Source organism: Devosia sp. (assembly GCF_034675085.1).
Lineage (GTDB): Bacteria > Pseudomonadota > Alphaproteobacteria > Rhizobiales > Devosiaceae > Devosia.
On sequence record NZ_JAUCDN010000095.1, the window covers coordinates 1 to 10,958 of the forward strand.

Genomic DNA, 10,958 nt, shown 5'->3' on the forward strand with positions numbered 1-10,958 from the left:
AGAGCGAATTGACCACGATCTTGATCTCTTCCTCCGGCACGCCGGCATGAATTTCATGGGTTACAGACATTTCCCAGGCTCCTTTCATTGTCGTTATGGGAGAAATGAAACCGCCGGGCGCTTCGTTCCCCGTGAATTCCTCGCCCCTCTCTCGCCCCGGCCCTGAGCCGGAGCCTGACAACCCGGCGCCGGCGGGGATGACATCGGGGTTGCCATGGGCATTGCGCTCCTCCACAAATTTTTATCCCCGCCCGCTCGCCACCATGGCATTCTTTCCCCATCGCCCGTGCCAGAGCGCGATCATGACGAGTGATGAGCACGGGGACGGCCAGGGCCGGGAGGTCGCTCCCGGTGCGCGGGGGAAATGTGTGCTGCCAGGGTCGAGAGGACCCGCCATGCCCGACCCGTGAAAAATCCCGGCATGGTGGCGAGATTTCCGTCTCAATACTAAAAATCAATATCGGGATGGATATCTCGCCACCATCGCTCACCAAACCGCAGCCGGGCGGCGCTTTGCCATGCGGGGAATCTGCCGGCGCTCGCCATCACTTGGCCATATTGGCTGTGGACAGCATGCCGCACCCTTGCTCGGCACAAATTCTGCATGAAAAATCAAAGCGTTACTGCCACGACGCTCGTCTTGACACTCAAAACCCCCACCACTATGTTGCGCGCGACTTGATAAGGGCGCCCGGGGAAGACCCGAAAATGGCCGGCCAGGGGAGTGCGCGGATGGCAAAACCGCAGGACGACCAGGGCCAGTCCCATGGCACCCGAGAGGTGACGCGCGATCTCGCATCGCGCATCGCCTCGGCCAAGCGGGAGCGCGAAATCGAGGACAACAGGGCCTCGAGGGATGCTTCTGCGGAGATGACGGGACTGGGGCGCGGCTTGCGCATCGGCACCGAGTTCATCGCCGCGATCCTGGTGGGAGCCGTTTTCGGCTATCTCATCGATCTTGGCCTGGGGACCAGCCCCTGGGGCTTGCTCATCATGCTTTTGATGGGCTTTGCCGCTGGAATACTCAATGTCACCCGCGTGGTGGCGCAGATGAATGCCGCTTCGCCTGCCCCGCCGGGGTCCGATCCGGGCTCCGAGGAACAGGACGAAGATGACAATGATGACGCTTAGAGGGCTCCATGGCCGGTACTGACCCGATCCACCAGTTTGTCATCCAGGACATTGCCAAGCTGTTCACCCTGGGGGGCGACGGCACCGAAGGCAGCGGGGTTACCTTCGCCTTCACCAATTCGGCCCTGTTCATGGTCGCCACCGTGGCCATCGTGTCGCTCTACATGATCCTGTCCACCGGCGCCAAAAGCGTGGTGCCGGGCCGGGCGCAGCTGGTGGCCGAACTGCTCTATGGGTTCGTGGCCAATATGGTGCGAAGTGCGGCCGGCACGGCGGGCATGAAGTTCTTCCCGCTGGTCTTTTCGCTGTTCACCTTCATCTTCGTGGCCAACATGCTGGGCATGGTGCCCTATTTCTTCACCGTCACCAGCCACATCATCGTCACCTTCGCGCTCTCGATGCTGGTCTTCCTCACGGTGGTGATCTACGGCTTCGTCAAGAACGGCCCGAAATTCCTCAAGCTGTTCATTCCTTCGGGCGTGCCCGGCTACATCCTGCCCATCGTGGCGCCGATCGAGTTCATCTCGTTCATGAGCCGCCCGATTTCGCTTTCCGTGCGTCTGTTCGGCAATATCCTGGCCGGCCATATCACGCTCAAAGTCTTCACCGGCTTCATCGTCACCATGAGCAGCCTTGGTTTCCTGGGCATTCTTGGGTCGGCGCTGCCGTTGATTATGGCCATCGCCCTCACCGGCCTGGAATTTCTCGTCGGTGCGGTTCAGGCCTACGTCTTTGCGGTGCTTACCTGCATGTACCTCAACGACGCGATCCACCCGTCTCACTAAGACACCAGTTCACGGCGGGATTTTCCGCCAGAAAACCCCCGCGAATATCTCGCTTTGAAAGGACTACAAAATGGAAGCTGAAGCCGCGAAGTTCATCGGTGCCGGTATTGCTTGTTTCGGTATGGCTGGCGCCGCCATGGGCGTGGCCAACATCTTCGGCAACTTCCTGTCGGGCGCCCTGCGCAACCCGTCCGCCGCTCCCAGCCAGTTCTCGAACCTGATCTTCGGCTTCGCCGTGACCGAAGCTCTGGGCATCTTCTCGTTCCTGGTTGCCCTGATCCTGCTGTTCGTCGCCTGATTTCGGCGCGATCGCGATCTTCCGCAGCCGGGCCTGTTCCGGCTGCGCGCTCTTTTCCGGCCCTCCAGCCGGTTGACCGGATTTAACGGGACCTCTCGCTGATGGTTACGCAAGCCTACGCCCAAGAGGCGGATACCCCGGCCGAAGGCCAAGTCGATGGCGCCCAGGGCGCTGCCGATGCGCTTCATGCCGACCCGACCGCCGATACCCATGCCACCACCGAAGCGCATGGCGGCGATCATGGTTCGGGCGTGTTCCCGCCCTTCGACCCGGCCACCTTCCCCAGCCAGCTCTTGTGGCTCGCCATCACCTTTGGTGCGCTCTATGTGCTGATGAGCAAGGTTGCCCTGCCCCGCATCGACGGCATTCTTGCCAACCGCAAGGCCATCATCGACGCCGATCTGGCAGCGGCCGACGCGGCCCAGCAGAAGACCGACGCCGCTATCGTCGCCTATGAGACGGCGCTGGCCGAAGCCAAGGCCAAGGCCCAGGGCATCGCCAACGAGACCCGCGAGGGCATCCAGGCCGATCTGGCCGCCAAGCGCGCCGGCGTCGAGGCCGACCTTGCCGCCAAGGTGAGCGCGGCCGAGGCCCGCATTGCCGGCACCAAGGCCGAGGCGCTCAATCACGTGGACGAAATCGCCACCGAGACCGCGCAGACCGTGGTCAGCCAGCTGGTGGGCGACGTCGCCGCCGACAGCGTCAAGGCCGCCGTGGCCAAGGCGAGCAAGGAGTAACCGGCATGGAATGGCTCGATAACAGCTTCTACGCCACCGTCGCGCTGGTCATCTTCGTCGCCATGGCGCTCTATTTTGGCGTCCACAAGATCGTCGCCAAGATGCTCGACACCCAGATCGCCAAGATCGCCAGCGATCTGGCCGAGGCCAAGAAGCTGCGCGAGGAAGCCGCGGCCCTGCTGGTCGAATATGAGCAGAAGCGCGTTGCCGCCGAAGCCGAGGCCGAAGGCATCATCACCGCTGCGCGCGAGGAGGCCACCCGCCTCACCGCCGAAGCCCAGGCGTCCCTGGCCGATCTCGTCGCCCGCCGCACCAAGGCCGTGGAAGACAAGATCGCGCAGGCCGAGGCCCAGGCCGTCGCCGAGGTGCGCGCCCGCTCCGCCGATCTCGCCATCGAGGCGGCCCGTCTGGTGCTGACCGACGAGATGGGCAAGAAGGGCGGCCAGGTGGTCGACCAGGCTATCGCCGATGTGGGCAACCGTCTCAACTAAGAGCGCTTTTCACCCAATATTCGAGGCGGGCCGTTGTGCCCGCCTTTTTCTTTGCGCCCACATCAGCGCGATTGACGGCATCCCAAATCTCGCTCATCTTGCCGCCACTGCGGGAGAGATCGGATATCTCCGGCGCCGAAGGAGCAACCGCCCCGGAAACTCTCAGGCAAAAGGACCGCATACGGAACGAACTCTGGAAAGCGGGCAGGCCCAGGCCGAGCCCCACCGAAGGAGCAACCGGCGCTCAGCCGGGAAATCTCTCAGGTGATGAGGACAGAGGGGGCACGAAACCCGCCGCGAGGCGGTTCTAATCGTGTCGCCTGTTCACTTTCCAGGATGCGTTGATGGCCCAAACCTCAGCCGAAGACCTCAAGACCACGCCGCTTTTTTCGCGCCACACCGCCGCTGGCGGTCGCATGGTGCCCTTTGCGGGCTACAGCCTGCCGGTGCAATATGCCACCGGCATCATGGGCGAGCACAACTGGACCCGCCAGAGTGCGGGTCTGTTCGATGTCAGCCATATGGGTCCAGGCTTTCTGGTACTGAACGATCCCAGTGGCGATGCCGAGACCGACCACGCCGCCATCGCTGGCCTGGTCGAACCGCTTGTCTGCGGCGACATTGCCGGGCTCAAGCCCGGCCAGATCCGCTACACCCTGCTGCTCAACGAGGCCGGCGGGATCATCGACGATTTGATGATCGGCCGGTCGCCCAACCTTCCCGGCTCGCTCTATATCGTGGTCAATGCCGGCACCAAGGAGGGTGATTTTTCCCGCTTCGCTGCCGCTGTCGGCGCCCGGGCCAAACTCACTCGCGCCGACGATGGCGCCCTTCTCGCCCTGCAAGGCCCGGAAGCGGTGGCTGTGCTCTCCGCCATCCTCCCCGGCGCGGCGGAGATGGGCTTCATGACCTACCGCTCTTTTGAAATCGACGGACAGACCATCATCGCCTCGCGTTGTGGCTATACCGGGGAAGACGGGTTCGAACTGCTTTGCCCGGCCGACTTCGCCACCACGCTCTGGGACAGGCTGACGGCTGAACCCCGCGTCAAGCCGGCCGGTCTGGGCGCTCGCGACAGCCTGCGGCTCGAGGCCGGCCTGCCGCTTTATGGGCACGATCTGGATGAAACGGTTTCTCCCATCGAAGCCGGGCTGGGCTTTGCCCTTTCCAAACGCCGCCGCGAGGCCGCCGATTTCCCTGGCGCCACCCGCATCCTAGCCGAGCGCGAAAGCCAACCGAACCGCATCCGTGTCGGACTAGCGGTCGAGGGGGCCCCGGCGCGGGAAGGCGCTGAAATTCTCGATGGCGCCGGCACCCCCATCGGCGTCGTCACCAGCGGCGGCTTTGCTCCCACGCTGGGCAAGGCCATCGCCATGGGCTTCGTACCACCGGGCAAGGCCCTGCCGGGCACCAGGCTACAGGTTTCGGTGCGCAGCCGCGCCCAGCCGGCCGAAGTGGTGCCCACGCCCTTCGTTCCGCATCGCTATTTTCGCAAGACCCAGGCCAGTTGAGAGACCGATCATGACCACCAAATTCACCCCTGACCACGAATATGTCCGCGTCGAGGGTTCGACCGGCATTGTCGGCATCACCCCGTTTGCCCAGGAACAGTTGGGCGACATCGTCTTTGTCGAGCTGCCCGCCGTCGGCAAGGTGCTCAAGAAGGGCGACGAGGCCGCCGTGGTCGAATCCGTCAAGGCCGCCTCCGAGATCTATGCCCCGGTTTCCGGCACCGTCACCGAGGTCAACGAGGCGCTTTCGGGCGAGCCCGGCCTCATCAACCAGGACCCCACCGCCGGCGGCTGGATGTTCAAGCTCGCCATCAGCGACGCCTCCGAACTCGATGGCCTGCTCGATGAAGCCGGCTATGCCGAAATGACCAAATAAGGGCCACCATGCGCTATCTTCCCCACTCTGCCGCGGAGCGCGCCGAGATGCTCGGCGTCATCGGCGCCGCCAATGTCGAAGCGCTGTTCAGCGCCGTGCCGAGACCAGCGTATAAGGGCTTCACGCTCGACCTGCCGGATCATCAGCCCGAATTCAGCGTCGAGGCGCATATGCGCGCCCTGGCCGGCAAGAACCGGGCGGGCAGCGATGGCCCCTTCTTCATTGGCGCCGGTGCCTATCGCCACCATCTTCCGGCCACGGTCGACCATTTGATCCAGCGTTCGGAATGGCTCACCGCCTACACGCCCTACCAGCCGGAAATCTCGCAAGGCACCCTGCAGATGCTGTTCGAGTTCCAGACGCAGGTCGCCAAGCTCACCGGAATGGATGTGGCCAATGCCAGCCTCTACGACGGCTCTACCGCCACGGCCGAGGCGGTGCTGATGGCGCGGCGGCTGACCCGGCGCGACAAGATCGTTCTCTCGGGGGGCCTGCATCCGCATTATCGCGACGTGGTCAAAGCCTATCTCAAGGACGATGCCGACCTCGTCTGCCTTTCGCCCTCCCCCGAGGGCCAGGGCGATATTTTCGACCATATCGATGCCTCCACCGCCGCCATCGTTATCCAGACCCCCGATTTTTATGGCCATCTGCGCGATCTCAAAGCTGCCGCCGACGCCGCCCACGCTCAGGGCGCCTTGCTGATCGTCGTCGTGACCGAAGTGGTCTCATTGGGCCTGCTCGAAGCGCCCGGCGCGTTGGGAGCCGATATCGTAGTGGCAGAGGGCCAGTCGCTGGGCAATGCGCTCAATTTCGGCGGCCCCTATCTGGGGCTGATGGCCACGCGCAAGGATTTCATCCGGCAGATGCCCGGACGCCTTTGCGGCGAAACGGTTGATGCCGAAGGACGGCGCGGTTTCGTGCTGACTCTTTCCACCCGTGAGCAGCATATCCGCCGCGAAAAAGCTACCAGCAATATCTGCACCAATTCCGGGCTCTGCGCCCTGGCCTTTTCCATTCACCTGGCGCTTCTGGGCGAGGCTGGCCTCACCCGCCTTGCCCGGCTCAATCATGCCAATGCCATTAAATTGGCCGAGGCGCTGGCAGCGGTCGAAGGCGTCGCCGTGCTCAACAAGTCCTTCTTCAACGAGATCACCATCAGCGTCCCGAAATATGCCGAGGATGTCGTGGAAGGCTTGGCCCGGCGCGGCATCCTGGCCGGCGTACCCGCCAGCCGGCTGGAGAAGGACGGCAAGCAACTGGGCGATCTCATCATCCTGGCCGCAACCGAGTTGACCACGGACGCAGATATCGCCGCATTGGCCGCCGCCCTTACGGAGGAACTGGCATGAGCATGAACACGCAAGGCCGCCCCACAGGCATCGGCACGCCCGCTGCCCCCGTCAATGGCTCGGCGCTGCTGCCCGACGAGCCGCTGCTGTTCGAAATCGGCGACACCAACCATTCCGGCGTGGACCTGCCCGAAGTGGACATCACCGCCAATCGCCTGGGCGGTTTCGAGCGCCGGACGCCGCTCGATCTGGCCGGGCTCACCGAGCCCGAGGCCATGCGCCACTATGTGCGCCTGTCGCGTCTCAATCACTCCATCGATAGCGGCATGTATCCCCTGGGGTCGTGCACCATGAAGCACAATCCGCGCCTCAACGAGAAGATGGCGCGCCTGCCTGGCTTTGCCGACATCCATCCCCTGCAACCGGTTTCCACCGTCCAGGGCGCGCTGGAAATGATGGAGGAGCTCAGCCATTGGCTGATGACGCTCACCAATACCGCCGCCGTGGCTCTTTCGCCCAAGGCAGGCGCCCATGGCGAGCTTTTGGGCATGATGGCCATCAAGGCTGCGCAGGAAGAGCGGGGCGAGGCCCATCGCAATATCGTGCTGGTGCCCGAAAGCGCCCATGGCACCAACCCTGCCACGGCAGCCTTTCTGGGCTATACGGTCCGTGCCGTTCCTGCCCGCGCCGATGGCACGGTGGATGTCGAGGCGGTGAAAGCGGCGCTTTCGCCTGAGGTCGCGGCCATCATGCTGACCAATCCCAATACCTGCGGCCTGTTCGAGCCGCAGGTGATCGAGATTGCCGAGGCGGTGCATGAAGCCGGGGCGTTCTTTTACTGCGATGGCGCCAATTTCAACGCCATCATGGGCGTGGTGAGGCCGGGCGATCTGGGTATCGACGCCATGCATATCAACCTGCACAAGACCTTCTCGACACCCCATGGCGGCGGTGGTCCCGGCGCCGGCCCTGTAGTGCTGTCCGCCGCGCTGGCGCCTTTTGCGCCCGTTCCCTTCATTCGCAGGAGCGCGGCGGGGCTGGAACTGGTCGAGCATGCCGAGGGCTCGGCCCTGGGCCGCGTCACCGCCTTTCATGGCCAGATGGGCATGTATGTGAGGGCGCTTACCTATATGCTCAGCCACGGTCGCGATGGGCTGGCGCAGGCGGCAGAAGACGCCGTGCTCAACGCCAACTACATCAAGGCCCGCTTGCAGCACGTGTTCTCGGTGCCCTTCCCCGATCATCCGGCCATGCATGAAGCGCTGTTCGACGACAGCTTCCTCAAAGGCACCGGCGTCACCACGCTCGACTTCGCCAAGGCGCTGATCGACGAGGGCTTCCACCCCATGACCATGTATTTTCCCCTGGTCGTGCATGGGGCGATGCTGGTCGAGCCCACTGAGAGCGAGAGCAAGCGGACGCTTGATCGCTTCTGCGAAGTCATGCTGGAGCTGGCCGCCCACGCCAGCGCCGGCAAGCTCGAGCGCTTCACCGCCGCACCGCTCAAGGCGCCGCGTCGTCGGCTGGACGAAACCCGCGCCGCGCGCCAGCCCGTACTCAAATGGGAAAAGCCCGAGGCGATGCCCCGGGCTGCCGAATAAACAAAAGGGCCGCTTCGGCGGCCCTTTGCCTTACTTGGTGTCGAAGCCGACCCAGATGGTGATGTCCTCGCCGCCCAGATAGGGGATGGCGACGTTTTCCAGCACCTTGACGAATTCGGCCGAGCGGGCCGGCTGGGCCAGGGCAACCGGAATGCTGTATTTTTCCGAGAACACGGCCTGCCCGTCCCGCTCCACGGCAAAGCGCACCGGGGCATTGACGGTAGACTGGGTGCCCGCCGGACCGAGCAGCACGCGGCCGACGACACCCATATTGACGGTGATGAGCCCGTTGGACACCACGCAATTGCGCGAGGTCTCGTCGATGACGCCCTGATATTGCAGCGCCTTGGGATCGCCGGTGCGTCCGTTGCCATAATAGAACATGGCCTCGGTGCCGGGGCGCACGCGAATGGGCGGGCATTGGGTGGCGATGGCCGGCAGGGCATTGGTTTGCGCCTGGGCGACCGCCGCCGGCGTGGCGGTAGCGTTCTGCAATTGCTGGTTTTGCGCGGCATTGCCGCCGCCGAACAGGCCGCCCATGGAGCAGGCAGCCAGCGCGCCGGCCAGAAGGCCGGTGGCGGACAGGCGCAGCATCAGCGAAATGGATTTTTTCATAAGGCGATCTCCCGGCGCGGACACTAGCTCTTGGCGGCTTCGAGCGCCATCAGAATGGCAGGTGCGCCGGTCGCCGTCACGCCCGGAGCGTCTTCGAGGAACACGCCTTCCACAACCCCGTTGCGGATCAGCATCGCCGAGCGGGTGAACCGCTTGCCCATGCCCGAGCCGGTATAGTCCTTGGTCAGTCCCAGGGCCTCGGCCAGCTCGGCATTGCCATCGGCGAGAAAGTCGATCTTGCCCAGGGCGCCGGAGGCTTCGGCCCAGGCCTTCATCACATGGGCGTCATTGGCGGCGGCGCAGACGATGCGGTCGACGCCGGCGGCGCGCAGCTTGGCCTCATTGGCGAGGAAGCCGGGCAGGTGGTTAAGATGACAGGTGGGAGTAAAAGCGCCCGGAACAGCAAAGAACACCACCAGCCCCTGCCCCAGCACGGCATCGCTGGTGGTATCGGCCACTCCATCGGCATTGACGAGTTTCACCTTCACCGAGGGAACCGGACTACCGCGTTCGATCATAAATGGATTGCCCCATCCTCATGGCCACCGGGCGGCGGCGCTTTCTTGTCTTTGATCTGCAACCGGGATATGCGGCTTTGTGCCCGCCGACAAGGCCAAAAGGCCGGTTCCCCCGCCTGACCCCTCAGTGCTGCGGCGCGCTTTCGATCTGCCGGGTCACCTCGAAGGCGCCCATTTCGGTGAGGAACGTCAGGGTGACCTCCTGCCCTTCCAGATCGTTTTCGGCGCTGCCGCCCAAAACCGGAACGAGCATTAGGTCCGGTTCCGGGCTTTTTTGCGGCGCGCCGAAAAGCGGGCTGCCAGAACCGGTCGCGGCAATGAGCGAGCCGGCATTCACCCGCGGATCGAGCAGGCGCACGGCAAGCTGGCCGCCGTCCTCATCGAGCAAGACCGTGCCGATAGGTTGGGACTTTTCCGGCCAATCGAGCGGCACGTCGGCCAGAGCCTGGCGCAACCGCAAACCATTGACCCGATCCCGGCCGCCCTCGGCGGGATCGAAAGCGAAGCGAACCTGTGCCGGCACGCAGATATCCGAGCATATGCCCAGAATGGCATCGAGTTCGATCCATGGCGCCTCAGCGACCTCCAGTTCCACCGGCAGCACCAGCGGACCGAAATAGACATGATCGAGATAATCCGGGGTTATCTCGCGGGTGGGATAGGGCCAAAGGACGGTATGGGCCTTCACGCCGGTGGAGCGAGAGAAATCCAGCTCAGCCGGAAATCCGGTGTCGCCGGGCACGCGCCAATAGGTCTTGATGGTCTGCGGCATATCGATTTCCAACCCGATCAGCGCGCTGCCATCGGGTTTTGTCTCGCCGCTGCTGATAAGCCGCATGCGGACCTGCGGGGCGACATCCACCCAGGCCGTCTCGGCGGCCACGACCGGCGAGACAAGAAAAACCAGACCTGGAAGGACGAGAAACGGACGCATGGCTTGCAACTAGCTGAGGATGGGCTCGGACAATAGCCCGAAAGACATCAGGCCTTCGTGAAGTGATCGGCTTTGCGGCCGCTTAACTTTGCATGAGAGCGCAAGCATGGCTAGAATTGCCGGCATGAAAACGCTTGAAGGACAATTCCTGGTGGCCATGCCCGATATGGCGGACGAACGCTTCATCGAAAGCGTCATCCTCCTGGTGGGCCATAGCAGCGATGGCGCCATGGGCATCGTGGTCAATCACGAACTGGCCAATCTGCGCTTCGCCGACATTCTGGACGAGCTCGATCTGGGTGATCCCGATGCGGTCATCCGCCTGCCCGACACCATCCGCGAGCGCTCCGTCATGCGCGGCGGGCCGGTGGAAAAGGGGCGTGGCTTCGTGCTGCACTCGTCCGACTATCAGAGCGGCAATACCTACCCGGTCACCGAAGGCGTCAGTCTCACGGCCACGCTGGACGTGCTGCGCGCCATGGCCTTCGGGCCGGCGCCGCGAGCCTCGCTGCTGGCGCTGGGTTGTTGCGGTTGGGGTGCAGGCCAACTGGAAGACGAGATTGTGGGCAATGGCTGGCTGACGGCGCCTTTTTCCGAGCAATTGGTGTTCGAAACGCCGGTGGAAGATCGTTATGAGGCCGCGCTGGCCAGCCTGCGCATCACCCGGGC

Annotated in this window: 14 protein-coding genes and 2 riboswitches; of the genes, 10 read left to right on the forward strand and 4 right to left on the reverse strand. The window is 63.8% G+C overall.

Annotated features, from left to right (window positions below; all coding sequences use genetic code 11):
* The coding region (locus VDP82_RS07960; protein WP_323014315.1) for a hypothetical protein at positions 1-235 on the reverse strand (235 nt) is incomplete at its 3' end.
* 497 nt (positions 236-732) lie between these two features.
* Here VDP82_RS07960 and VDP82_RS07965 point away from each other — a divergent pair.
* The 9 genes from VDP82_RS07965 to gcvPB all read left to right on the forward strand — a co-directional run bounded on the left by VDP82_RS07965 (position 733) and on the right by gcvPB (position 8,222).
* The gene (locus VDP82_RS07965; RefSeq protein ID WP_323014316.1) at positions 733-1,131 is read left to right on the forward strand and encodes an AtpZ/AtpI family protein; all 399 of its coding nucleotides are present in this window, start codon (positions 733-735) and stop codon (positions 1,129-1,131) included.
* Positions 1,132-1,139: 8 nt separating this feature from the next.
* On the forward strand, positions 1,140-1,916 hold the full coding sequence (locus VDP82_RS07970; protein WP_323014317.1) for a F0F1 ATP synthase subunit A: 777 nt from the start codon (positions 1,140-1,142) through the stop codon (positions 1,914-1,916).
* 70 nt (positions 1,917-1,986) lie between these two features.
* Positions 1,987-2,214 (forward strand): F0F1 ATP synthase subunit C, encoded by a 228-nt coding sequence (locus tag VDP82_RS07975; protein ID WP_323014318.1) that lies wholly within the window; start codon positions 1,987-1,989, stop codon positions 2,212-2,214.
* A 98-nt stretch (positions 2,215-2,312) separates the two neighbouring features.
* The gene (locus tag VDP82_RS07980) at positions 2,313-2,951 is read left to right on the forward strand and encodes a F0F1 ATP synthase subunit B (protein WP_416347090.1); all 639 of its coding nucleotides are present in this window, start codon (positions 2,313-2,315) and stop codon (positions 2,949-2,951) included.
* A 5-nt stretch (positions 2,952-2,956) separates the two neighbouring features.
* On the forward strand, positions 2,957-3,442 hold the full coding sequence (locus tag VDP82_RS07985) for an ATP F0F1 synthase subunit B (RefSeq protein ID WP_323014320.1): 486 nt from the start codon (positions 2,957-2,959) through the stop codon (positions 3,440-3,442).
* 100 nt (positions 3,443-3,542) lie between these two features.
* Positions 3,543-3,630: riboswitch (glycine riboswitch) on the forward strand.
* Positions 3,631-3,633: 3 nt separating this feature from the next.
* Positions 3,634-3,721: riboswitch (glycine riboswitch) on the forward strand.
* Between the two features lie 65 nt (positions 3,722-3,786).
* The gene (gene gcvT / locus VDP82_RS07990) at positions 3,787-4,953 is read left to right on the forward strand and encodes a glycine cleavage system aminomethyltransferase GcvT (RefSeq protein WP_323014321.1); all 1,167 of its coding nucleotides are present in this window, start codon (positions 3,787-3,789) and stop codon (positions 4,951-4,953) included.
* A gap of 10 nt (positions 4,954-4,963) precedes the next feature.
* Positions 4,964-5,329: a glycine cleavage system protein GcvH gene (gcvH, locus tag VDP82_RS07995; RefSeq protein ID WP_323014322.1), complete on the forward strand. Its 366-nt coding sequence runs from the start codon at positions 4,964-4,966 to the stop codon at positions 5,327-5,329.
* 8 nt (positions 5,330-5,337) lie between these two features.
* On the forward strand, positions 5,338-6,681 hold the full coding sequence (gene gcvPA, locus VDP82_RS08000) for an aminomethyl-transferring glycine dehydrogenase subunit GcvPA (protein ID WP_323014323.1): 1,344 nt from the start codon (positions 5,338-5,340) through the stop codon (positions 6,679-6,681).
* Positions 6,678-8,222, forward strand: coding sequence for an aminomethyl-transferring glycine dehydrogenase subunit GcvPB (gcvPB, locus tag VDP82_RS08005; RefSeq protein ID WP_416347089.1), 1,545 nt, complete (start codon positions 6,678-6,680; stop codon positions 8,220-8,222). Before gcvPA ends, gcvPB begins: the two co-directional genes overlap by 4 nt.
* Positions 8,223-8,252: 30 nt before the next feature.
* Here gcvPB and VDP82_RS08010 read toward each other — a convergent pair whose 3' ends face one another.
* The 3 genes from VDP82_RS08010 to VDP82_RS08020 all read right to left on the reverse strand — a co-directional run bounded on the left by VDP82_RS08010 (position 8,253) and on the right by VDP82_RS08020 (position 10,289).
* Positions 8,253-8,837: a hypothetical protein gene (locus VDP82_RS08010; RefSeq protein ID WP_323014325.1), complete on the reverse strand. Its 585-nt coding sequence runs from the start codon at positions 8,835-8,837 to the stop codon at positions 8,253-8,255.
* 23 nt (positions 8,838-8,860) lie between these two features.
* Complete coding sequence (locus VDP82_RS08015) at positions 8,861-9,355, reverse strand: peroxiredoxin (RefSeq protein ID WP_323014326.1); 495 nt, start codon at positions 9,353-9,355, stop codon at positions 8,861-8,863.
* 124 nt (positions 9,356-9,479) lie between these two features.
* Complete coding sequence (locus VDP82_RS08020) at positions 9,480-10,289, reverse strand: protein-disulfide reductase DsbD domain-containing protein (protein ID WP_323014327.1); 810 nt, start codon at positions 10,287-10,289, stop codon at positions 9,480-9,482.
* Between the two features lie 124 nt (positions 10,290-10,413).
* On the opposite strand from VDP82_RS08020, the gene VDP82_RS08025 reads away from it, so the two are divergent.
* Positions 10,414-10,958: YqgE/AlgH family protein (locus VDP82_RS08025; protein ID WP_323014328.1), on the forward strand; the 545-nt coding region annotated here is incomplete at its 3' end.